The organism is Agilicoccus flavus (assembly GCF_014857905.1).
Lineage (GTDB): Bacteria > Actinomycetota > Actinomycetes > Actinomycetales > Dermatophilaceae > Agilicoccus > Agilicoccus flavus.
Map to the genome: position 1 here is coordinate 205,112 of NZ_JACYXE010000008.1, position 22,465 is coordinate 227,576.

23 protein-coding genes are annotated in these 22,465 nt (G+C 73.3%); 13 read left to right on the forward strand and 10 right to left on the reverse strand.

Annotated features, from left to right (window positions below; genetic code table 11):
• Positions 1-80: 80 nt before the first annotated feature.
• The 4 genes from ICW24_RS13210 to ICW24_RS13225 form a co-directional block, all read right to left on the reverse strand.
• Positions 81-1,085: a COX15/CtaA family protein gene (locus ICW24_RS13210; RefSeq protein WP_226346182.1), complete on the reverse strand. Its 1,005-nt coding sequence runs from the start codon at positions 1,083-1,085 to the stop codon at positions 81-83.
• Positions 1,086-1,163: 78 nt separating this feature from the next.
• Positions 1,164-1,964, reverse strand: a complete 801-nt coding sequence (locus tag ICW24_RS13215) for an ABC transporter permease (protein ID WP_372360655.1) — start codon at positions 1,962-1,964, stop codon at positions 1,164-1,166.
• A complete protein-coding gene (locus ICW24_RS13220; RefSeq protein WP_226346183.1) occupies positions 1,961-2,674 on the reverse strand; it encodes an ABC transporter ATP-binding protein in 714 nt (237 codons plus the stop codon). Before ICW24_RS13220 ends, ICW24_RS13215 begins: the two co-directional genes overlap by 4 nt.
• A gap of 120 nt (positions 2,675-2,794) precedes the next feature.
• On the reverse strand, positions 2,795-3,019 hold the full coding sequence (locus ICW24_RS13225) for a hypothetical protein (protein ID WP_226346184.1): 225 nt from the start codon (positions 3,017-3,019) through the stop codon (positions 2,795-2,797).
• A gap of 253 nt (positions 3,020-3,272) precedes the next feature.
• On the opposite strand from ICW24_RS13225, the gene ICW24_RS13230 reads away from it, so the two are divergent.
• From ICW24_RS13230 to ICW24_RS13275, 10 genes are all read left to right on the forward strand, one after another.
• Positions 3,273-4,157, forward strand: a complete 885-nt coding sequence (locus tag ICW24_RS13230; RefSeq protein ID WP_307781343.1) for a helix-turn-helix transcriptional regulator — start codon at positions 3,273-3,275, stop codon at positions 4,155-4,157.
• Complete coding sequence (gene sufB, locus ICW24_RS13235; RefSeq protein ID WP_226346185.1) at positions 4,154-5,572, forward strand: Fe-S cluster assembly protein SufB; 1,419 nt, start codon at positions 4,154-4,156, stop codon at positions 5,570-5,572. Before ICW24_RS13230 ends, sufB begins: the two co-directional genes overlap by 4 nt.
• A complete protein-coding gene (gene sufD / locus ICW24_RS13240) occupies positions 5,572-6,870 on the forward strand; it encodes a Fe-S cluster assembly protein SufD (RefSeq protein ID WP_226346186.1) in 1,299 nt (432 codons plus the stop codon). Before sufB ends, sufD begins: the two co-directional genes overlap by 1 nt.
• On the forward strand, positions 6,867-7,235 hold the full coding sequence (locus tag ICW24_RS13245) for a non-heme iron oxygenase ferredoxin subunit (RefSeq protein ID WP_226346187.1): 369 nt from the start codon (positions 6,867-6,869) through the stop codon (positions 7,233-7,235). The genes sufD and ICW24_RS13245 overlap by 4 nt, the downstream gene beginning before the upstream one ends.
• 6 nt (positions 7,236-7,241) lie before the next feature.
• A complete protein-coding gene (gene sufC / locus ICW24_RS13250; RefSeq protein WP_226346188.1) occupies positions 7,242-8,003 on the forward strand; it encodes a Fe-S cluster assembly ATPase SufC in 762 nt (253 codons plus the stop codon).
• Positions 8,004-8,106: 103 nt separating this feature from the next.
• Positions 8,107-9,417, forward strand: coding sequence for an aminotransferase class V-fold PLP-dependent enzyme (locus ICW24_RS13255; RefSeq protein ID WP_226346189.1), 1,311 nt, complete (start codon positions 8,107-8,109; stop codon positions 9,415-9,417).
• The gene (gene sufU / locus ICW24_RS13260; protein ID WP_226346190.1) at positions 9,417-9,896 is read left to right on the forward strand and encodes a Fe-S cluster assembly sulfur transfer protein SufU; all 480 of its coding nucleotides are present in this window, start codon (positions 9,417-9,419) and stop codon (positions 9,894-9,896) included. The genes ICW24_RS13255 and sufU overlap by 1 nt, the downstream gene beginning before the upstream one ends.
• Positions 9,897-9,954: 58 nt before the next feature.
• Positions 9,955-10,290, forward strand: coding sequence for a metal-sulfur cluster assembly factor (locus ICW24_RS13265; protein ID WP_226346191.1), 336 nt, complete (start codon positions 9,955-9,957; stop codon positions 10,288-10,290).
• A 10-nt stretch (positions 10,291-10,300) separates the two neighbouring features.
• Positions 10,301-11,521: an alanine racemase gene (alr, locus tag ICW24_RS13270; protein WP_226346192.1), complete on the forward strand. Its 1,221-nt coding sequence runs from the start codon at positions 10,301-10,303 to the stop codon at positions 11,519-11,521.
• A 41-nt stretch (positions 11,522-11,562) separates the two neighbouring features.
• On the forward strand, positions 11,563-13,047 hold the full coding sequence (locus tag ICW24_RS13275; RefSeq protein ID WP_226346193.1) for a long-chain-fatty-acid--CoA ligase: 1,485 nt from the start codon (positions 11,563-11,565) through the stop codon (positions 13,045-13,047).
• Positions 13,048-13,064: 17 nt separating this feature from the next.
• On the opposite strand, the gene ICW24_RS13280 is transcribed toward ICW24_RS13275, so the two are convergent.
• The 3 genes from ICW24_RS13280 to ypfJ form a co-directional block, all read right to left on the reverse strand.
• Positions 13,065-13,691 carry an HAD family hydrolase gene (locus ICW24_RS13280; RefSeq protein ID WP_226346194.1) on the reverse strand — a complete coding sequence of 209 codons (627 nt, stop codon included), beginning with the start codon at positions 13,689-13,691 and terminating at the stop codon, positions 13,065-13,067.
• A gap of 97 nt (positions 13,692-13,788) precedes the next feature.
• Complete coding sequence (locus ICW24_RS13285; protein WP_226346195.1) at positions 13,789-14,316, reverse strand: C40 family peptidase; 528 nt, start codon at positions 14,314-14,316, stop codon at positions 13,789-13,791.
• 579 nt (positions 14,317-14,895) lie between these two features.
• Complete coding sequence (ypfJ, locus tag ICW24_RS13290) at positions 14,896-15,846, reverse strand: KPN_02809 family neutral zinc metallopeptidase (RefSeq protein WP_226346196.1); 951 nt, start codon at positions 15,844-15,846, stop codon at positions 14,896-14,898.
• 214 nt (positions 15,847-16,060) lie between these two features.
• Here ypfJ and ICW24_RS13295 point away from each other — a divergent pair, with 214 nt between their 5' ends.
• Entirely contained in the window at positions 16,061-17,659 is a 1,599-nt protein-coding gene (locus tag ICW24_RS13295) for an ABC-F family ATP-binding cassette domain-containing protein (protein WP_226346197.1), read from the forward strand.
• A gap of 253 nt (positions 17,660-17,912) precedes the next feature.
• Positions 17,913-19,754, forward strand: coding sequence for an ABC transporter ATP-binding protein (locus ICW24_RS13300; RefSeq protein WP_226346198.1), 1,842 nt, complete (start codon positions 17,913-17,915; stop codon positions 19,752-19,754).
• A gap of 10 nt (positions 19,755-19,764) precedes the next feature.
• On the opposite strand, the gene ICW24_RS13305 is transcribed toward ICW24_RS13300, so the two are convergent.
• Entirely contained in the window at positions 19,765-20,583 is an 819-nt protein-coding gene (locus ICW24_RS13305; RefSeq protein WP_226346199.1) for an SURF1 family cytochrome oxidase biogenesis protein, read from the reverse strand.
• Between the two features lie 43 nt (positions 20,584-20,626).
• Here ICW24_RS13305 and moaA point away from each other — a divergent pair, with 43 nt between their 5' ends.
• On the forward strand, positions 20,627-21,637 hold the full coding sequence (gene moaA / locus ICW24_RS13310) for a GTP 3',8-cyclase MoaA (RefSeq protein WP_226346200.1): 1,011 nt from the start codon (positions 20,627-20,629) through the stop codon (positions 21,635-21,637).
• A 49-nt stretch (positions 21,638-21,686) separates the two neighbouring features.
• Here moaA and ICW24_RS13315 read toward each other — a convergent pair whose 3' ends face one another.
• Complete coding sequence (locus ICW24_RS13315; RefSeq protein WP_264176605.1) at positions 21,687-21,944, reverse strand: hypothetical protein; 258 nt, start codon at positions 21,942-21,944, stop codon at positions 21,687-21,689.
• Positions 21,932-22,339: a DUF3099 domain-containing protein gene (locus ICW24_RS13320; RefSeq protein ID WP_226346201.1), complete on the reverse strand. Its 408-nt coding sequence runs from the start codon at positions 22,337-22,339 to the stop codon at positions 21,932-21,934. Before ICW24_RS13320 ends, ICW24_RS13315 begins: the two co-directional genes overlap by 13 nt.
• Between the last annotated feature and the right edge of the window lie 126 nt (positions 22,340-22,465).

Below are 22,465 nucleotides of genomic sequence, written 5' to 3' on the forward strand. Positions count from 1 at the left end.
GCCGTCGCGTCGCGTGGGGGTGGGGTACCGGGCGGGCCGGCGGCGCCCTGCCGGACCGAAGGTCGCCGGGCAGCGGCGGATCAGGCGTGGTGCCGGTGCCGGAGGGCGAGGACCGCGTTCGTCAGGGCCGCCACGAACAGGGCGGCCAGGAGCATGTGGACGAGGACGAGCGCCTCGGGCACACCGAGCGCGAACTGCGTGTACCCGACGACGCCCTGGACGACGGTGAGGGCCCCGAGCAGCTCCCAGGCACGCCGGGGGCGGCGGGCGGTCGAGGTGAGCCGCGCGGCCAGCCACACCGCGACGGTGAGGCCGACGAAGAGCAGGACCGCGTCGGCGTGCAGCCACGCGACGTCCTTGACGGCGAAGCCGAGGCGCATGGGCTTCTCGGCGTCACCCGAGTGGGGCCCGGACCCGGTCACCACGGTCCCGAGCACGACGACGACCGCGCCCACGGCGGCGGTGACCATCGCCAGCGCCCGCACGACGTCGGGGACGAGGGGCACGGCCGGGCCGTCGCCCTCGTTCAGCCGGACGAGCAGGTAGACGGACAGCGCGATGAGCAGCGCCGAGACGAGGAAGTGGGAGAGGACCCAGGCGGGGTGCAGGTCGACCCGCACGGAGATGCCCCCGATGACGGCCTGGGCGACGATGCCGAGCACGAGCGCCGCGGCGGGCAGCAGGAAACCGCGGCGGTGCCGCAGGTGGCGCAGGATCGCGAGGACCACGGCCGCGGCGGCTGCGACCAGGACGAACGTGAGCAGCCGGTTCCCGAACTCGACGAAGATGTGGTAGCTCGTGGCCTCCTTGACGACCGGCGTGTAGCGCCCCGGGGTGCACTGGGGCCAGGTCGGGCACCCCAGGCCGGATCCGGTCAGACGCACGAGGCCGCCGGTGACGACGATGCCGATCTCGACGACGAGGTTGACGACGAACGCCCAGGTCACCCAGCGGGGGAGCGCCGGATCGCTGCGCACGTCGGGGGCCGCGTGCGCCGCGCTCGACATGCTCGACGTGCCCGACGGGGAGTCGGTCGCCGTGGTCGGTCCGCGGTGGTCGGGGGAGTGGGAGGGGTCGTCACGCACGGGCCTCAGTCTACGGTCCTGCCCTCGGGACCCTGCGGGCCGCAGGCGCCGCCGCGTCCGGCCCGGTCGCGGACGGACTCAGTCGGACCAGCGGAACAGGCGGGCCGCGGCGAGGGACGCGAGTCCGCCCCAACCGAGGAGGACGAGCAGCGCGACGAGATCGACCGTGCCTGCGCCGAGGGCGGCGCGCAGACCGTCGGCGAGCGCCCCGGAGGGGAGGAGGCGCGCGAGGCCCGACCACCCTCCGGGCAGGGTCTCGGGTGGGACGAGGACCCCACCGAGCGCGAGCAGCAGCACCCAGACGAGGTTCGCGAGCGCGAGGACCGCCTCGGCGCGGAGTGTGCCCGCGAGCAGGAGCGCGAGGGCGACGAACGCCCACGTGCCGAGGAGGCCGAACACCAGCGCCGCGGGAAGCCCGGCCAGGGCGGGGCTCCACCCCAGGGCCAGCGCCACGCCCGCGATGACGACGACCTGGACGGCCTCGACGGCGAGAACGGCGAGGACCTTCCCGGCCAGCATCGCGCGCGGGCCGAGGGGGGTGACGCCGAGCAGGCGCAGCACGCCGTACCGACGATCGAAACCGGTCGAGATGGCCTGACCGGTGAAGGCCGTGGAGATGACGGCGAGGGCCAGCGTGCCGGGGGCGACCACGTCGATGCGCGCCACCCCCGAGCCGAGGTCGGGGAACGGGGCGAGGGTGAGCCCGACGAGCGCGAGGACCGGGAGGACGAGCGCGACGAGGAGCTGTTCGCCGTTGCGCAGGAGGATGCCCGTCTCGAAGCGGGCCTGGGCGCCCGCCCGGGCGAGCGCGCCCGCCGGCCGGGGGACGGGCCGAGGGGCGGGGCGGGGGCGCGGAGTCGCCGCGGACCCCGCGCTCACCGGGCCGCCTCGGGGGACGTCAGGGCGAAGTACGTGGCCTCGAGGCCGGCCTCGCCGGCGATGTCGGACGGGGTCCCCTCGGCCACGGCCCGCCCGCCGGCGACGATGACCACGTGGTCGGCGAGGCGTTCCGCCTCCTCGAACGAGTGGGTCGAGACGACGACCGTCGCGCCCGCCTCCCGGGTGCGCCGCAGGAGGGCCCACACGTCGAGACGCGCGTGCGGGTCGAGGCCGGCGGAGGGCTCGTCGAGGAACGCGACCTCGGGGCGTCCGAGCAACGCCGCCGCGAGGGCGACGCGCTGCTTCTGGCCGCCGGAGAGCCGGCGGATCGTCGTCCCCGCGAAGGCCGCGATGCCGAGGGTCTCGACGAGCTCGTCGACGTCGGTGGGCGAGTCGTAGAGGGCGGCGAGGTGCCGCAGCAGACGCACCGGGCGGGACGTGTTGACGAGGCCGGCGTCCTGGAGCATGACCCCGACCCGGGCGCGGTGGGCGGCGTCGGCGCGCCACGGGTCGGCGCCGAGGACGCGCACCCGACCGGAGTCGGGACGCAGCAGGCCCTCGAGGCACGCGATCGTCGTCGTCTTGCCCGCCCCGTTGGGGCCGAGGACGGCCGTCACGGCGCCGGGGGGCGCCGACCACGACATCCCGTCGACCGCACGCACGCCGCCGAAGCCCTTGACGAGGGACTCGACGACGACGGGGGAGGTCACGGTCAGCGAGTCTAGGGCGTGGCCCGCAATGCCCCGGCGAGGGCCGAGGACCCGACGGGGTCTGGTTCCGGACCACCGGACGCGTCCTGCGTCGCGGGTCGGCGCCGTTGCAGTCCGTCCTCAGCGTCGGGCGTCGCCGCGCTCCGAGAGCCGGCGCTGCTCTCGCGGCCAGAGGAGCCACGAGACGATCCCCCACAGCACGCCGACGACCACCGCCGTGAGAACGGTCCGCGTCAGAGGCTCGGGAGTGCGCCCGGGCCAGAGCAGCAGGAGCACTCGGATGACGAAGAAGGCCACACTCAGGACCGTGCCGCGGACAACCGCGGAGCGCACGCGGGGCGTCATCCCACCAACCTAGCGACACTCACTGCCGCGGGTCGTCGGGCCGGCCGGGCCGGGAGCACGCCGGCGACCTCCGGTGGCGGCGATGAGCACCACGTCGCACCGGTGGCACCGAATCCAGGGGCACCGAGGCGTGCCACACGGATCTCCAGGGCACGGCGTCGCAGCGACACCCGGGGAGCTCATCGGACGGACGTTCGACACGTTAGGCTCCCCTTGCTGGTGAGCCTCCGACCAATTAAGCAACAATGGTGTTGTGATTTTCGACGGCGACGTGATGGGCGGTCCGGTGACGGGCGTGCCCGGGGCGGTCGGTGCCCCGGCGGACGCTCCCGTCCACGACGCCCGCACGCGTGACCGCGTGCTCGCCTACGTCTCGGAGTACGGCCCCGTCACGGCCGCCACGCTGGCCGAGCTGCTCGACCTCACGCCCACGGCCGTGCGCCGGCACCTCGAGCACCTCGTCGAGGTGGGCGACATCGCCGCCGGCGAGGGCCCCGTCGGCCCCCGTGGCCGGGGGCGGCCCGCGCGCTTCTTCGTCGTCACCGAGCACGGACACCGCAGGCTCGAGTCCGACTACGCCGGCGTCGCTCTCGCGGCCCTGCGCTTCCTGTCCGACCACGCCGGCCCCGAGGCCGTCGACGCCTTCGCGCGTGAGCGTTTCGCGGGGCTCGAGCGCCGCTACGTCGAGGTCGTCGACGCCGCCGGGCCCGACCTGCGCGCCCGGGTCGAGGCGCTGGCCGCGGCGTTGGCCGCGGACGGGTTCGCCGCCTCGGCCCGCTCGGTCCGGGGCCCGGGCGCCGGAATGGACCCCGCCCACGGCGGTGTTCAACTGTGTCAGGGGCACTGCCCGGTGCAGCGCGTCGCGGCGGAGTTCCCCCAGTTCTGCGAGGCGGAGACCGACGCCTTCGCCCGGCTCCTCGGAGTCCACGTGCAGCGCCTCGCCACGCTGGCGGGCGGCGAGCACGTGTGCACGACCTTCGTCCCGGATCTCGGGACGAGACCGCACGACGCGCGGCCGGGCCCCGGGCCCGCCGCTGCCCGCGAGGGTCCACCCCGACCGGACCCGAGCACGCACGGCGCCGCCGCCGTGTCCCGTGAGCACGATCAGCACCGTTCGAAGGAAAGGACGCCGCGATGAGCACCATCGAAGAGCTCAACCCGGGCCTGAAGGATCTCGGCCGTTACGAGTACGGCTGGGCCGACAGCGACGTCGCGGGCGCCTCCGCGAAGCGCGGGCTGTCCCAGGCGACCGTCGACGACATCTCCGGACGCAAGTCGGAGCCGGAGTGGATGGCCAAGCTGCGCGCCAAGGCGCTGCGGCTGTTCGACAAGAAACCCATGCCGAGCTGGGGCTCCGACCTGTCGGGCATCGACTTCCAGAACATCAAGTACTTCGTGAAGTCGACCGAGAAGCAGGCGACGTCCTGGGAGGACCTGCCCGAGGACATCAAGGCGACCTACGACCGCCTCGGCATCCCCGAGGCCGAGAAGCAGCGCCTCGTCGCCGGCGTCGCCGCGCAGTACGAGTCGGAGGTCGTCTACCACCAGATCCGCGAGGACCTGGAGGAGAAGGGCGTCATCTTCGTCGACACCGACACGGGCCTGCGCGAGCACGAGGACCTCTTCCGCGAGTACTTCGGCTCCGTCATCCCCGCCGGGGACAACAAGTTCGCCGCGCTCAACACCGCGGTGTGGTCGGGCGGCTCGTTCATCTACGTCCCGCCGGGCGTCCATGTGGACATCCCGCTGCAGGCCTACTTCCGGATCAACACCGAGAACATGGGCCAGTTCGAGCGGACGCTCATCATCGCCGACGAGGGCAGCTACGTGCACTACGTCGAGGGCTGCACGGCGCCGATCTACAAGTCGGACTCGCTGCACTCCGCGGTCGTCGAGATCGTCGTCAAGAAGAACGCCCGCGTGCGCTACACGACGATCCAGAACTGGTCGAACAACGTGTACAACCTCGTCACCAAGCGCGCGACGTGCGCCGAGGGCGCGACGATGGAATGGGTCGACGGCAACATCGGCTCCAAGGTGACGATGAAGTACCCGGCCGTCTTCCTCCTCGGCGAGCACGCCAAGGGCGAGACCCTGTCCATCGCCTTCGCCGGCGAGGGCCAGCACCAGGACGCGGGCGCCAAGATGGTGCACGCCGCGCCGCACACCAGCAGCTCGATCATCTCCAAGTCCGTCGCCCGCGGCGGCGGTCGTACCTCCTACCGCGGCCTCGTGCAGGTCATGGAGGGTGCGCACGACAGCAAGTCGACCGTGCGTTGCGACGCGCTGCTCGTCGACAACATCAGCCGCTCCGACACCTACCCCTACGTCGACGTCCGCGAGGACGACGTGCAGATGGGGCACGAGGCCACGGTCTCCAAGGTGAGCGACGACCAGCTCTTCTACCTCATGTCGCGCGGCATGAGCGAGGACGAGGCGATGGCGATGATCGTGCGCGGGTTCGTCGAGCCCATCGCGCGCGAGCTGCCCATGGAGTACGCGCTCGAGCTCAACCGCCTCATCGAACTGCAGATGGAAGGAGCCGTCGGCTGATGCCGCTCGTGCAGAAGGAGACCTCGACCGGAGTGCCGGTCAGCGAGGACGACAAGGCGCTGCTCGGCGTGCCGGGGGGCCGCCCGGAGGCCGAGACGACGACCCAGGTCGTGCCCGACACCTCCCGCGGCGAGCGTCGCCGATCGTTCGACGCCGCCGACTTCCCCGTCCCGACGGGGCGGGAGGAGGAGTGGCGCTTCACGCCCGTCGACCGCCTCGGGGTGCTGCTCGCCGACACGGGCGCCGGCGGCGACCTCACGTGGTCGACGCGGCTGCCGGCGGGGGTGAGCGCCCGCGAGATCGGTGCGGCCGAGGCGCGCGAGCTCTCCCCGATGCCCCCGGCCGACCGGCCGGCCGCGCTGGCGCACGCCCGCTCGGGCGGGGCGCTGCACGTCGACGTGCCGGCGGACGCCGAGATCGACGAGCCCGTGCGCATCGACCTGCGGGGGATCGCGGGTCAGGCGGCGTTCGGGCACCTCGTCCTCACCACCGGGCGCCACAGCCGCGCGACGGTCGTGCTCTCGCACGCCGGCTCCGGCGCGGTCTCCGAGCTCGTCTCGGTCGTCACCGGCGACGGCAGCGACCTCACGCTCGTGACCCTCCAGGAGTGGGACGACGACGCGCTGCACCTCACCCAGCAGGACGTGACGGTGGGGCGTGACGCGTCCGTGCGCCACATCGCCGTCACCCTCGGCGGCCGCGTCGTGCGGGTCTGCACGAACACGGAGTACGCGGGGCCCGGCGGCTCGTTCGACGGCCTCGGCGTCTACTTCGCCGACGCCGGCCAGGACCTCGAGCACCGCCTGTTCGTCGACCACGAGGCGCCCCGGTGCTCCTCCAACGTCGAGTACAAGGGCGCGCTGCAGGGCGAGACGGCCCACACGGTGTGGGTCGGCGACGTCCTCATCCGCGCGGCCGCGGAGGGCACCCAGACGTACGAGCTCAACCGCAACCTCGTCCTCACCGAAGGCGCCCGCGCCGACTCCGTCCCCAATCTCGAGATCGAGACGGGCCAGATCGAGGGCGCGGGGCACGCGTCGGCCACCGGACGCTTCGACGACGAGCAGCTGTTCTACCTGCAGGCGCGGGGCATCCCCGAGGAGGAGGCCCGCCGACTCGTCGTCCGCGGCTTCTTCGCCGACGTGGTCGCGCGCATCGGCGTGCCCGACGTCGTCGAGCACCTCATGGAGGCCATCGACGCCGAGCTCGCGCTCTCGATGGGCCCGGTCGGCACGGGCGCCCTCGCCGACGTCGTGACCGACGCGACCGCCGCCGAGCCGGTCCCGGCGACGTCGTGAGCGCGGTCGAGACCGCCGGCGCCCCGGCGGGCTTCGAGCGAGTGTGCGCCCTGAGCGACCTCACGCCCGGCCAGGCCGCCCAGGCGGAGGTCGGCGGCGAGATGCTCGCCATCGTCCGCACGGACGAGAGCGACGGCAAGGGCGAGGTCTTCGCCGTGTCCGACACGTGCAGCCACGGCGCCGTCAGCCTCTCCGAGGGCGAGGTCGACGGCTGCACGCTCGAGTGCTGGCTGCACGGCTCACAGTTCGACCTTCGCTCCGGCCGGCCCCTGACCCCGCCGGCGATCACCCCCATCGCCGTGTACCCCGTGAAGATCGAGGGCGACGACGTCTACGTCTCGCTCTCCCCGACGACAGAGAGCTGAGCGCCCATGTCCACGTTGAAGATCGAGAACCTGCACGTCGACGTCCAGACCGAGAACGGCCCCAAGGAGATCCTCCGGGGTGTCGACCTCGTCATCTCCTCGGGCCAGACCCACGCCATCATGGGTCCCAACGGCTCCGGCAAGTCGACGCTGGCCTACAGCATCGCCGGCCACCCCAAGTACACCGTCACCCAGGGCAGCATCACCCTCGACGGCGCCGACGTGCTCGCGATGAGTGTCGACGAGCGCGCCCAGGCCGGGCTGTTCCTCGCGATGCAGTACCCGGTCGAGGTCCCCGGCGTCTCGGTGAGCAACTTCCTGCGCACCGCCAAGACGGCCATCGACGGCGAGGCCCCCAAGCTGCGCACCTGGGTCAAGGACGTCAAGAACGCCATGGCGGACCTGAAGATGGACCCCTCGTTCGCGGAGCGCGACGTCAACGCCGGCTTCTCCGGTGGCGAGAAGAAGCGCCACGAGATCCTCCAGCTCGAGCTGCTCCACCCGAAGATGGCCATCCTCGACGAGACGGACTCGGGCCTCGACATCGACGCGCTGCGCGTCGTCTCCGACGGCGTCAACCGCGCGAAGGAGACCGACGACCTGGGCGTGCTCCTCATCACGCACTACACGCGCATCCTGCGCTACATCAAGCCCGACTTCGTCCACGTCTTCGTCGACGGCCGCGTCGCGCAGGAGGGCGGTCCCGAGCTCGCCGACCGCCTCGAGGCCGAGGGGTACGACCGCTTCACCTCGGCCGCCACGGCCTGATCGGGGGCGAGGTCGGCGGACGCGACCGTCCGCCGACCTCCGCACCGCTGGCTCCCACCCCGCCGCCGGCACCACTGTCCACCGCCCAGCCAGGAGGTACGCGATGTCCGCCACGTTCACGGACGCCGAACTGGCCCGCCTCCGCGCGGACTTCCCGATCCTGTCGCGGCGCGTGCGCCACGACGCGCCCCTCGTCTACCTCGACTCCGGCGCCACGTCGCAGAAGCCGCGCGTCGTCCTCGACGCCGAACGCGACTTCTACGAGCAACACAACGCCGCCGTCCACCGGGGCGCCCACCTCCTCGCCGAGGAGGCGACCGACGCCTACGAGGGAGCCCGCGAGACCGTCGCACGGTTCATCGGGGCGCCCGCCCGCGAGGTCGTCTTCACCCGCAACGGCACCGACGCGCTCAACCTCGTCGCGTACGCGCTGAGCAACGCGTCGGCGCCCGGGGCCCTCGACGGGGTCGACCCCGAGCTCGCCGCGCGGCTGACGATCGGCCCGGGCGACGAGATCGTCGTCACCCAGATGGAGCACCACGCCAACCTCGTCCCGTGGCAGGAGCTGTGCCGACGCACCGGCGCGACCCTGCGCTGGGTCGACGTGACCGACGACGGGGAGCTCGACCTGGCCGGCCTCGACGCCGTGCTCGGCGAGGCGACGAAGGTGCTCGCGTTCACGCACGTGAGCAACGTGCTGGGGACGCTCAACGACGTCCCGACGATCGTCGCCAAGGCGCGGGCCGTCGGCGCCCTCACCGTCCTCGACGCCTGCCAGTCGGTCCCGCACCTGCCGGTCGACGTGACGCAGCTGGGGGTCGACCTGCTCGCCTTCACCGGTCACAAGCTGCTCGGCCCGAGCGGCGTGGGCGTCCTGTGGGGGCGCTACGAGCTGCTCGAGGCCCTGCCGCCCTACGTGACCGGCGGCTCGATGATCGAGCTCGTCCGCATCGAGAGCTCGACGTACGCCGCGCCGCCGCAGCGCTTCGAGGCCGGGGTGCCGATGACCGCGCAGGCGGTCGGGCTCGCCGCGGCCTGCGACTACCTCTCCGCGATCGGCATGGAGCGGGTCGCGGCCCACGACCACGACCTCGTGGCCCACACGCTCGCGGAGCTCGCGAAGCGTCCGTGGGTCACCGTCGTCGGGCCGACGGATCCGGACCGACGCGTGGGGGCCGTCTCCTTCACCGTCGACGGGGTCCACCCGCACGACGTGGGGCAGATCCTCGACGACTCCGGGGTCGCCGTGCGCACCGGGCACCACTGCGCGTGGCCCCTGCACCGGTTCCTCCGCGTCGTCGCCACGACGCGCGTGAGCTTCTCGGTCTACACGACGATCGGTGAGATCGACGCCTTCCTCGCGGCGCTCGACCGGGTGCCGGCCGTCTTCGGCCTCGAGGCGGCGAGCGCCTGATGGACCTCTACCAGGAGCTCATCCTCGACCACAGCAAGCGGCCGCAGCACGCCGGCCTGCGCGAACCGTTCGACGCCCAGACCCACCACGTCAACACGACCTGCGGCGACGAGGTGACCCTGCGCGTGCGCCTCGACCCGAACGCGGGAACGGGCCCCGACGCCGTCGTCGCCGACGTCTCGTACGACGCGATCGGGTGCTCGATCTCGGTGGCGTCGGCGTCGATCCTCGCGCAGGAGGCGATCGGTCATCCGTTGGCCGACGTGCTCGGCACGTACGGCGCGATGAAGACGATGCTCACGAGCCGCGGCCAGGACCCGGGCGACGAGGAGGTCGTGGGCGACGGCGTCGCCCTCGCCGGCGTCGCGAAGTACCCGGCCCGCGTCAAGTGCGCGCTCCTGCCGTGGTCGGCCCTCACCGATGCGCTCGCACGCGCGGGCGCCGACGTGACGGCCGGGCCGAAGCCCACGACCCCGTAGAACCACCACCGCACCAGCGCCGCCGGCCCACCGGCGGCGGGCCCACCAGGAGGACCCGATGACCACTCCACCCACCCAGCCCACCCCGACGGACGTCGCCGACGTCGAAGAGGCCATGCACGACGTCGTCGACCCCGAGCTCGGCATCAACGTCGTGGACCTCGGGCTCGTCTACGGCGTCACCGTCGACCCGCAGAACCACGCGGTCATCGACATGACGCTGACGTCGGCCGCCTGCCCGCTGACGGACGTCATCGAGGACCAGATGGACCAGGCCCTCTCCGACATCGTCGCGTCCCACCGCATCAACTGGGTCTGGATGCCGCCGTGGGGACCGGACAAGATCACCGACGACGGCCGCGAGCAGTTGCGTGCCCTCGGCTTCAACGTCTGAGAGCGCCCCGGTGACGGACCGCGGCACCCCCCGGGCGGGGGCGCCGGACTCGCGGCTGTTCGTCCGCCACGACGTGCTGCACGACAACCTGCGCGCGATCCGGTCCCGGGTCGGTCCCGACGTGGCGATCCTCCTTCCGGTCAAGGCCGACGCCTACGGGCACGGCGCCGTCGAGGTGGCGGCGCGGGCCGAGGCCGCCGGGGTCGTCGACCGCTTCGGGGTCGCGACCGTCGCCGAGGGGGTCGCCCTGCGCCGCGCCGGGATCCGCCTCCCGATCCTCAAGCTCTCGCCGGCGCCCGCGCGCGACGTCCCGGACGCCCTCCGGCACGACGTCACGCTCACGGTGGCCTCCCGCGCCGACGTCGCCGCCGTCGCCGAGGCGCTGGAGCAGGCGGGCGGACCGGGGCGCCGGGACCCGATCCCCGTGCACCTCAAGGTCGACACGGGCATGGGACGGATCGGCGTGCCCGTGGCAGACGCCCGGGACGAGTCCGGGCTCGCCGACGTCGCCCGCGTCGCCGCCGCGGTCGCCGCCGTCCCCGGACTGCTCCTCGACGGGGTCTTCACCCACCTCGCCGCGAGCGACACCCCGGGACAGGACGCCTTCACCGCCGGTCAGCTCGCGACGTTCGCCGCCGCGGTCGCCGCGGTCGAGGCCGTGCTCGACCGTCGGCCCGCGTGGATCCACGCCGCGAACTCCGGTGGGGTCCTCGCCCACCCCGACTCGTGGCTCACCCTCGTGCGTCCGGGGATCATGTCCTACGGCTACTACCCCGACGCGGCGACCCCGCGGACCGTCGACGTGCGCCCGGCCCTGGAGTGGCGCGCGCGCGTCTCCTTCGTCAAGGAGGTGCCGGCCACCAGGACCGTCGGCTACGGCCGGACGTGGGCCCCCGAGCGAGACACGCTCGTCGCGACCCTGCCGGTCGGCTACGCCGACGGGTTCGACCGGCACCTGTCGAACCGCGGCCGGGCCGAGGTCGCCGGCCGGGCGCGGCCGGTCGTCGGCCGGGTCTGCATGGACCAGCTCATGCTCGACCTCGGGCCGGAGGGCGGCGCGGCCGTCGGCGACGAGGCCGTCCTCCTCGGCGAGACGTACACGGCCGCCGACATGGCCGCGGACCTGGGCACCATCCCCTACGAGATCGTCTGCGCGATCGGGGCCCGGGTCGCGAGGGTGCACCTGGACGGGCCCTTGGAGCGGGACGACCCACGCGAGCAGGCGGGTTAGCCTGAAGGGCACCCCGCACCCGCCGCAAAGGAGCGACGTCGATGGCGAATCTCGCCGGTAACCTCACCCGCACCGCAGGAGAACGCCCGGACGCCGTGGCCCTGCGCGCCGACGACGACGTGTGGACCTACGCCCGCCTCGACGACGCGACGGCGCGGGTGGCCGGCTGGCTGCGAGGGCGCGGCGTCGGCCCCGGCGACCGGGTCGGCCTGTCGCTGCCCAACGTTCCCGCGTTCGCGGTGCTCTACTACGGCGCGTTGCGCGTCGGGGCCGTCGTCGTCCCGATGAACCCGCTGTTCAAGGCCCGCGAGGTCGCCTTCTACCTGGGCGACGCCGGCGCCTCTCTCGTCGTCGGATTGCCCGGCGAGCTGCAGACCGGCGCCGCCGAGGCCGGGGTCGACGTCGTCAACGTGGCCGACCTCCCCGGGATCCTCGCCGACCACGAGCCGAGCGTCGAGGTCGCCGAGCGCGACGACGAGGACACGGCCGTCCTGCTCTACACCTCGGGGACGACGGGCCGCCCCAAGGGGGCGGAGCTGCGTCACGTCAACCTCCAGACGAACCAGGCGGTGACGGGCGAGACGCTGCTCGACCTCGGCCCCGACGACGTCGTCATGGGCTGCCTGCCGCTCTTCCACGTCTTCGGGATGACGTGCGCGATGAACAGCGCGTTCGCCGTCGGCGCCTCCCTGGCGCTCATCCCGCGCTTCGACCCCGCCAAGGCGTTGGAGGTCATCGCCCGGGACCGTGTGACCGCTTTCCTCGGCGTGCCGACGATGTACGGCGCCATACTCGCCGCCTCCCGCGACGTCGACGCCGACACGTCGTCACTGCGGGTCTGCATCAGCGGAGGCGCCTCCATGCCGGTCGAGCTCATGCGCAAGTTCGAAGAGCGGTTCGGCTGCGTCATCCTCGAGGGGTACGGCCTGTCCGAGACCTCCCCGGTCGCGTGCTTCAACCAGCCGCACCTCCCGCGCAAGCCGGGAACGGTCGGCATCCCGGTCGCCGGCGTCGAGATGGACGTCGTCGACGAGGCGGGGAACCCGGTGCCCGACGGTGAGATCGGCGAGATCGTCATCCGCGGCGAGAACCTCATGCGCGGGTACTGGAACCGCCCGGACGCCACCGACGAGGCCATCCGGGACGGCTGGTTCCACAGCGGCGACCTCGCCCGGCGCGACGCCGACGGCTACTACGCCATCGTCGACCGGACGAAGGACATGATCATCCGCGGCGGCTACAACGTGTACCCGCGCGAGGTCGAGGAGGTGCTCTACGAGCACCCGGCGGTCGCCGAGGTGGCGGTCGTCGGCGTCCCCCACGACGCCCTGGGCGAGGAGATCGTCGCCTACGTCGTCGCCCAGCCGGGCGCGAGCGTCGAGCCCGCGGAGCTGTCGACGTACGTGAAGGACCGGCTCGCGGCGTACAAGTACCCCCGCGACGTCCGCCTCATCGAGGCACTCCCCAAGGGCGCGACGGGCAAGATCCTCAAGCGCGAGCTGCCGCGCGATCCCGTCGCGGGCTGAACCACCGGCCGGCCGGCTCAGCCGTCCGCGCGCGCCCGCAGGCGGTCGTAGGCGGCGGGGAAGTCACGCAGGTCGGGCAGGACGACGTCCGCGCCCGCGGCGTGCAGCCCGGCGGCGTCGGTCGACCCGGTCGCGACGGCGACGGCCACGGCGTCGGCGCCGCGGGCGGCCTCGACGTCGGCCGGGTGGTCACCGACGTAGACCCACGCGCCCTCGGCCCGCAACGGGACCGACTTCCCGGCGGCGAACGCCCCGCCGTGGACGGCCGCGACGAGATCCCCGAGGCCGGCCTCCTGCACGGCGGCGGTCGCCATCGCGTCGATCTTGGCCGACACGACGACGACCCGGTCGCCGCGCGCGACGACGGCCTCGAGCGCGGCCCGCGCGCCGGGCAGCGCGGGGGACGGCGGGGCGTCGGGGGCGTGGTAATGGCGCCGGTAGGCGGCGACGAACGCGTCGACGTCCGTCCCGGGCGCGAGGGCGGCGACCTTGTGCGCGAGCGGGATGCCGAGGTGGGGGACGACGGCGTCGGCCGTCGTCGTCACGCCCACGTCGCCGAAGCCGGCGACGACGCTGCGCAGGATGCGCTCGCGGGTGTCGACGAGGGTCAGATCGATGTCGAAGCCGACGGTGCGGACGACCACGGAGTCTCTCCTTGTCCTGGGCCGGGAGGACACACGCGCGACGCCCGCCTCACGGGCGTGAGACGGGCGTCGCGGCGATCCGAGGTGCTGGGATCGGTCAGCGCACGCGGCCGTAGGAGGCGCCGCCGCGGATCTTCGCGAGCTTCACGACGTCACCGGTCCGCGGGGCGGACCACATGCGGCCGTTGCCGGCGTAGATGCCGACGTGGTACTTGTGGCCGCCCCCGTAGAAGACGAGGTCGCCGGGGCGGGCCGACGAGCGGTTGATCTTCTTCGAGGCGCGGTACTGGGCGTTCGCGGTCCGCGGGATCTTCTTGCCGAGGCGCTTCATCGTCCAGGACGTGTACCCGGAGCAGTCGAAGGCGCGGGGGCCGGAGGCGCCCCAGCGGTAGGGCGAACCCTTCTTCGTGCGAGCGATCCGCACGGCCATGACGCCCTGCGCGGCGGAGAAGCCGGAGCGGAGCGAGGCCTTGGAGCCGGAGCCGGAGCCGGAGCTCGTGGCGACGGCGGCCGGGGCGGCGTGCGCAGCGTCCGAGGACGCGACCGTGACGCCACCGCCGAGACCGAGGGCGAGCACTCCGGTCAACGCGACGCGAGCCGGGGCAGCAGAAAGAACGCGATTCATGAAGGTGTGTCCAGGAAGCGCTTGCGAGGCATGACCTGTCGGATTCGGAGACCTGGCGTCCCCGGCCGCCTCCCTCGATCGCCCCGATACGATCGACGTCGGTCGGCTTCACCCCGAGGATCCGCTGATCAGCAGTCTGATGTCGACTGTCGACCGTTGGACCCGAACTACTGGGTGCACCGCTCCTGCCACCAACACATGTCTGTGCGCTCTGACCGCGGGTGGTGGCAGGACTCAGCGTCACCCTCGGTGGACCGGTCAGGGGAACCGGGCCACGGCAAACATAGACCAAGGTCGGAGGCGGATTCAAACGTCAGGATGGCGCGTTGCGTTCCTGGACGTCTCGGGCAGCGCCTGCCCCGGCCCGGATCCCCACCGAGGGGATCCGGGCCGCGGCGTCGGGCGACGTCCTAACGGCGCAGGTCAGAGGTCTACGCACCGATCACCGGTCTGATGTCACGGAGTGGTCACGGCCCGATCTCGGGACGGTCACGGGCCCCTCGGGACGGAACTAAATTTCTTGCGCACGCCCGGGCGCGTCGGAGAGTCACAGCGTGACCAGCCGATCGGGACGCAACGTCACAAACTGCGCGCGTCGAGGGTGTTGCAGGCGTTCAAGCTGCCCTTCGTGTACCCGGTCATGAACCACCGGCGGCGCTGATCGGCCGTTCCGTGCGTGAAGTTCTCGGGCGAGACCCGGCCCTGCGACTTCTTCTGGATCTGGTCGTCGCCCACGGCGGTGGCGGCCGAGAGGGCGGAGTCGATGTCCTGCTGGGTGAGGGGCTCGAGCAGGGTGTTCCCGTTGGCGTCCTTGGTCGTCGAGGCGTCCTTGGCCCACATGCCGGCGAGGCAGTCGGCCATGAGCTCGATGCGCACGCCGCCGCTCTCGGGACCCTTCGGGTCCTGCTGGGCGCGCTCGAGCAGGCCGAGCTGGTCCTGGAGGGCGTGCCCGTACTCGTGCGCGACGACGTACTCCTGGGCGAGGGCGCCGGAGTCGGCGCCGAACTGGCGGGTGAGCAGGTCGAAGAAGGAGGCGTCGATGTACACCTGGCGGTCGATCGGGCAGTAGAACGGGCCGACCTCGTTGCTGGCCTGTCCGCAGTCCGACCGCGTCTGCCCCTGGTAGAGGATCGTCTTCGTCGGCTGCCACTCGTACCGGCCGTTCGACTGCGCCGGCAGGGCCTTGCTCCAGTAGTCCTGCACGCTGTTGACGGTGCCGATGACGCGGCAGCGCGCGTCGCGGTTGGCGTCGGCGCCGGTCCGGCAGTCCGAGAACTGGTCGGAACCGAGCTGCCCGCCGCCGCCCACGCCGCCGCGGTTCATGGTCGGCCCGGCCTGCCCCGGGTCGGCCGGGGTCTGCTGGCCGTCGCCGCCCCCGAGGCCGCCGTTGAGGAAGAGGACGACGAGCAGGACGATGACCGACAGGCAGCCGCCGCCCCCGCCGAGGACCATGCCACCGGGTCGGAAGCCGCCCCCGCCGCCGCCACCCACCTGCGAGGTGTCGAGCTGCGCGTTGTCGTTGAAGGTCATCGTTCCGTCCTCTCTCAGTGCACGACCGTCGTGCGTCGGCGATCGTCGGCCCGCCTAGACTGGTTGGTCGGGCCGGATCCCACCGCCACGATCGCACCGAATCGCGCGGCGGCGGCCCACCCACGACATGACGCCCCGGTGACCGTCCGCGCCGGCCCGGCAGGACTCGCCGTGGAGCGTCCGTCCATTGCCCCGAAGTGACGAGGAGTATGCCGTGATCGCCGCCACCGGGATCGAGCTGCGCGCCGGGTCCCGACTCCTGCTCGACGACACCACGTTCCGGATCGCGGCCGGGGACCGCGTCGGGCTCGTCGGGCGCAACGGGGCCGGCAAGACGACCCTGACCAAGGTGCTCGCCGGCTGGAGCGAGCCGGCCGCGGGGTCGGTGACGCGCTCGGGCGAGATCGGCTACCTGCCGCAGGACCCCCGCGAGGGCGACCCCGACCGCATCGCGCAGGACGTGATCCTGTCGGCCCGCGAGCTCGACGTCATCGTGCGCAAGATGCGCGAGACCGAGGGCGCCATGGCGAGCGTCGACCCGGAGACGCACGACGCCGCGATGGCCCGCTACCCCCGCCTCCAGGAGCGATTCGAGGCCGCCGGCGGGTACGCCGCCGAGTCGGAGGCCGCGGCGATCGCCTCCGCGCTCGGGTTGCCCGACCGCGTCCTCGGCCAGCCGATGCGCACCCTCTCCGGCGGTCAGCGCCGCCGCGTGGAGCTGAGCCGCATCCTCTTCTCGGGCGCCTCGACCCTCCTGCTCGACGAGCCGACCAACCACCTCGACGCCGACTCGATCGTCTGGCTGCGGGAGCACCTGCGCACGTACTCAGGAGGGCTCGTCGTCATCAGTCACGACGTCGAGCTCCTCGACGCGGTCGTCAACAAGGTGTTCCACCTCGACGCCAACCGGTCGACGATCGATCAGTACAACGTCGGGTGGACGACGTACCTGCAGCAGCGTGAGACCGACGAGAAGCGCCGGCACCGCGAGCGCGCGAACGCCGAGAAGAAGGCCGGCGCCCTCCTCGCCCAGGCCGACAAGATGCGGGCCAAGGCGACGAAGGCCGTGGCGGCGCAGAACATGGCCCGGCGGGCCGAGAAGCTGCTCTCGGGCCTGGAGGGGGAGCGGCGCAGCGACAAGGTCGCCAAGCTGCGCTTCCCCAAGCCGGCGCCGTGCGGGCGCACGCCGCTGCGCGCGAGCGGGCTGTCCCGGTCCTACGGGTCGCTCGAGGTCTTCACCGACGTCGACCTGGCGATCGACCGCGGGCACAAGGTCGTCGTCCTCGGTCTCAACGGTGCCGGCAAGACGACGCTGCTGCGGATGCTCGCCGGCGTCGACGCGCCCGACACCGGCCGCGTCGAACCGGGCCACGGGCTGAAGATCGGCTACTACGCCCAGGAGCACGAGAACCTCGACGTCGACCGCAGCGTCCTCGAGAACATGAAGTCGGCGGCCCCGGACCTCGGGGAGACCGAGGTCCGCAAGGTCCTCGGCAGCTTCCTCTTCTCGGGTGACGACGTCGAGAAGCCCGCCGGGGTGCTCTCCGGCGGCGAGAAGACCCGTCTCTCGCTCGCGACCCTCGTCGTGTCGTCCGCCAACGTGCTGCTGCTCGACGAGCCGACGAACAACCTCGACCCCGCCTCCCGCCAGGAGATCCTCGGCGCCCTGCGGGGCTACGAGGGTGCCGTCGTCCTCGTCAGCCACGACGAGGGGGCCGTCGAGGCGCTCGAGCCGGAGCGGGTGCTCCTGCTGCCCGACGGCGTCGAGGACCACTGGGGCCCCGACTACCTCGACCTCATCTCGCTGGCCTGAGTCCTCGACCGGCAGCTCGGCCGGCCGCGGCCCGCCGGCGTCGAGGCAGAAGATCGGGGCCACCGCGGCCGCCCGCGTGGTCGCCGGCACCGGCGACCGCGGGGGCGAGGGAAGAGCCCGACCGGTGCCGGTGTTGGCACGCAGGGACCGTCGCCCGAACGCGCGGTCTCCTTTCGGGTCGCGCCTCGCGGCCGGGGTACGAGGACGGGAGCGCCCCATGGCAGCCGCTGGCGGGTGGCAGATGATGCGCTCGATGTCGCAGGATTCCGTCAAGGGCCAGCGCCTCAAGCCCGGGACCGTCCGACGCATCGCGCGCTACGCCGTGCCGTACCGGCGACTCATCGCCGTCTTCCTCGTCCTCGTCGTCGCCGACGCGGTCCTCGTCGTCGCGACCCCCCTGCTGCTGCGCCGCATCGTCGACGACGGCGTCATCGCGGGGAACCGGGAGCTCGTCGTGGGCCTCGCCCTCGTCGTCGCCGCACTCGCCGTCGTCGACGCGGTCCTCGGGGTGGCGCAACGCTGGGCCTCGTCCCGGATCGGCGAGGGGCTCATCTACGACCTGCGCGGCGCCGTGTTCACGCACGTCCTGGCGCAGCCGGTCGCGTTCTTCACGCGGACCCAGACCGGGGCGCTCGTCTCCCGCCTCAACTCGGACGTCATCGGGGCGCAGCAGGCGTTCACCTCGACCCTGTCGGGGGTCGTGAGCAACGTCGTCAGCGTCGTCGTCATCCTCGCGGCGATGGCCTCGTTGTCGTGGCCGCTCACCCTCGCCTGCGTCGCCGTCGTCCCGATCTTCCTCGTGCCGGCGCACATCGTCGGGCGTCGCCTCGCGGGCCTCACGCGGGACTCGATGAACGTCAACGCCGACCTCGGCAGCCGCATGACCGAGCGGTTCAACGTCGCGGGGGCCCTGCTCGTCAAGCTCTTCGGCGACCCGACCCGCGAGCACGAGGGCTACGCGCAGCGAGCGGCCGCGGTCCGCGACATCGGGGTGCGCATCGCCCTCAACCGGTCGATCTTCATGACCGGCCTGACCTTCATCGCGGCCCTCGCCACGGCGATCGTCTACGGCGCCGGGGGAGTGGCCGCCGTGTCCGGCGCCATGACCGTCGGCACCCTCCTCGCGCTCGCGGCCCTGCTCGCCCGGCTCTACGCCCCCCTGACGGCGCTCGCGACGGTCCGGGTCGACGTCATGACCGCCCTCGTCTCGTTCGAGCGGGTCTTCGAGGTCCTCGACCTGCGCCCGCTCGTCGCGGAGTCGCCCACCCCGGTCACCCTTACGCCCGGCCCGGTCGCCGTCGAGCTGGACCACGTCGGCTTCGCCTACCCCGGCGCGGACGAGATCTCGCTCGCCTCGCTCGAGTCGACGGCGACGGGAGACCGCCGCGCCGGCGCGCCCGTCCTGCACGACGTCGACCTCGTGGCCCGGCCGGGGCAGACCGTGGCCCTCGTCGGACCGAGCGGCGCCGGCAAGAGCACGATCACGGCCCTCGTCGCGCGCCTGTACGACGCGACGTCCGGGACCGTCCGCCTCGGCGGGGTCGACGTGCGCGAGGCGTCGTCCGCGTCGCTGCGCGCGGCGGTCGGGGTCGTCACGCAGGAGGCGCACATGTTCCACGACACGATCCGCGCCAACCTCGCGTACGCCCGTCCCGAGGCGACGCAGGAGGAGATCGTCGAGGCGCTGCGGGCCGCCCACGTGTGGGATCTCGTCGCGTCCCTGCCCGAAGGCCTGGACACCGTCGTCGGCGACCGCGGTCACCGCCTCTCCGGGGGCGAGAAGCAGCGCCTCGCCATCGCCCGTCTGCTGCTGAAGAACCCGGGCGTCGTCGTTCTCGACGAAGCGACGGCCCACCTCGACAGCGAGTCGGAGGTCGCCGTGCAGCGCGCCCTCGACGCCGCCCTCGCCGACCGCACGGCCATCGTCGTCGCCCACCGGCTCTCGACGATCCGCGACGCCGACGTCATCGCCGTCGTCGCGGGCGGCCGGATCGTGCAGCGGGGGCGCCACGCCGAGCTCCTCGCGGCCGGGGGGCTGTACGCCGACCTGTACACGACGCAGTTCGCGGGAGACGGCGCCCGACCTCGGGGCTGACGCGCGAGCCTCAGCCGTCCTCCTCGTCCCAGATCCGGACCTTCGCCGGTCGGGCGGCCCTGCGCGCCGCCCGGTCGCGGGCGCGGTTCTCGGCCTGGCCGGTGGACTCGAGCCACTCCCGCCGCGCGAACACCCAGACGAGCACGAAGCCGAGCGGCGCCGCGAGCCACCACTGGAACGCGTAGGCCTGATGTGTGCCGAGGCCGGTGTCCGGCTCGCCCAGCGGCTCGGGACGCGCAGGCGGGACCCCCGAGCCGTCGTCCTCGGCCTCGAGGACGACGTACGTCGGCAGCAGCGGGGCGCCGGTCGCGCGCGCGGCGGCGGCGAGGTCGATCGAGGCGAGCTGCCCGGCCGGGGCGTCACCCACCGACTCCTCGCCCGGGCGCACCCACCCGGTGGCGCGGACCGGTCCGGGCGGCGCGGCCGGGATCGCCGGGACGACGTCGGCGCGCTCGCCCGCGGCGACGCGGCCGCGGTCGACGAGGACGGTGGGACCGGAATCGAGGCGGAAGGGGACGAGCACCTCGAAGCCGACCCCCTTCGCGGAGGGGCGGCCGCGCGCGAGGAGCTGCTCGTCGGGCAGATAGCGCCCGTCGAGCTCCACGCGCGTCCACTCGGTGCCGGCAGGCAGGGCGGACGCCCCCGGCGGCACGACGTCCGTCACGGGCACCGGCGCCGCGTGGTAGTGCGCGGCGACGAGCCGGGCCCGCTCGACCTTCTCGAGATGCCGGCCGTACTGCCAGCGGCCGAGGAAACCGCACGCGACGCAGAAGAGGGCCGCGACCACGAGGGCCGTCGCCCATTTGCGGGTCAGGAGCGTGCGCACCACCCGGCAGACGCTACCCACCGCACCTGCGCGTAACGTGAGCGGCATGGATGTCGCGACCCCGGTTCGCACGGACGCCCTCGTCGACACCTTCGGGCGGGTGGGTCGGGATCTGCGCGTCTCCCTCACCGACCACTGCAACCTGCGGTGCACGTACTGCATGCCGGCCGAGGGCCTCGACTGGATGGCGAAGCCGCAGATGCTCACCGACGACGAGCTGCTGCGCGTCGTGGGGGTGTTCGTCTCCCTCGGCATCACGCAGGTGCGTCTCACCGGCGGCGAGCCGCTGCTGCGGCGAGGGTTGCCCGACATCGTCGCCGGCATCGCCGCCCTCGACCCGTCGCCCCGCATCGCGATGACCTCGAACGGCGTCGGGCTCGCCCGGACCGCGCAGGCTCTCGCCGACGCCGGCCTGACGCGGGTCAACATCAGCCTCGACACGACCGACCGCCTCACGTTCAAGGCGCTCACCCGCCGGGACCGCCTCGACGACGTCGTCGCGGGCCTGGCCGCTGCGGCGCACGCGGGCCTCACCCCGGTCAAGGTCAACGCGGTGGCCATGCGGGGCATCAACGACGCCCAGGCGCCCGACCTGCTGGCCTGGTGCCTCGAGCGGGGCTACGAGCTGCGCTTCATCGAGCAGATGCCGCTCGACGCGCAGCACGGCTGGCACCGCGAGTCGATGGTCACCGCCGACGAGATCCGCGAGCGGCTGGGGGAGCGGTTCACCCTCACCCCGGTGCCCGGGCGGGGCAGCGCCCCGGCCGAGCGCTTCCTCGTCGACGGCGGCCCCGCGACCGTCGGCATCATCGCGAGCGTGACGGCCCCGTTCTGCGGAGCGTGCGATCGCGTGCGGCTCACCGCCGACGGCATGGTCCGCAACTGCCTGTTCGCGCGCGGGGAGCTCGACCTGCGCGGCCCGCTGCGCGACGGCGCGGACGACGCCGAGCTCGTGCGGCTCATCCGTGGCGAGATGTGGCGCAAGCGCCGTGGCCACGGCATCGGCGACCCCGACTTCACCCAGCCCGCGCGACCGATGTCGTCCATCGGCGGCTGAGCCTCACGCCCGACGGGTGGGACTCGTCGGGCCGACGGACGCACGACCGTCAGGCCGGCAACCGCTCGGTCTCGCGCAGGAACCCGCGCATCGACAGGAACGCCGACAGGTGCTCGAGGTGCTCCTCGCACGCGGCCCACGTCTTGCGCCGTTCCGGCGGGTGCAGGCTCGGGTTGTTCCAGCGCAGGGCCCACACCGCGTCGGCGCGGCACCCCTTGGCGCTGCACTGCGGCGCGTCACCGGGCACCTCCTGCGACCCCGCGCCGCCGTCGCCGGGCGATGCGCCGAAGAGACTCAGCCCCGCCACGGGTCGTCCTCCGGCGGAGGAGCCTGGCCGGCGGGGCCGAGCGAGCGGTGGACGCCGAGCACCGGCGGGGCCGGGGCGACGTGCCGGTCGACGTTGTTGGCGAACACGACCGCCGGGTAGGGGAGCAGGACCGCGGCCACGATGCAGACCCACGCGATCCAGGACGGCCACCCGACCACGACGGCGAGGCCCGCCACTGCGAACGCCACCGTCCGGATGCCCATCGAGATGAGGTAGCCGCGCAGCCGCCGGGCCCGGTCGACGGCCGGCGACGGGGGCAGGGCCGAGATCGACTGCACCTGCCGGGGTTCGGACCCGTGGTGGGGCCGACGGGCCCGGGGGGCCCGGCCGTCGGCCGGGCCGGCCCCCGAGGTCCCGCCCGTGGAAGTCCGCATCCGTTCAGGCTACGCCCGGTCGGCATCGCCGTCGCGCCCGGCTCGTGCTCACGGGGACCCGTACGCCGCCGCCGTAGTACGTTGGTCCACGGCCGCCGGCCGTGACCGGCGTCACGCCGCATCGCG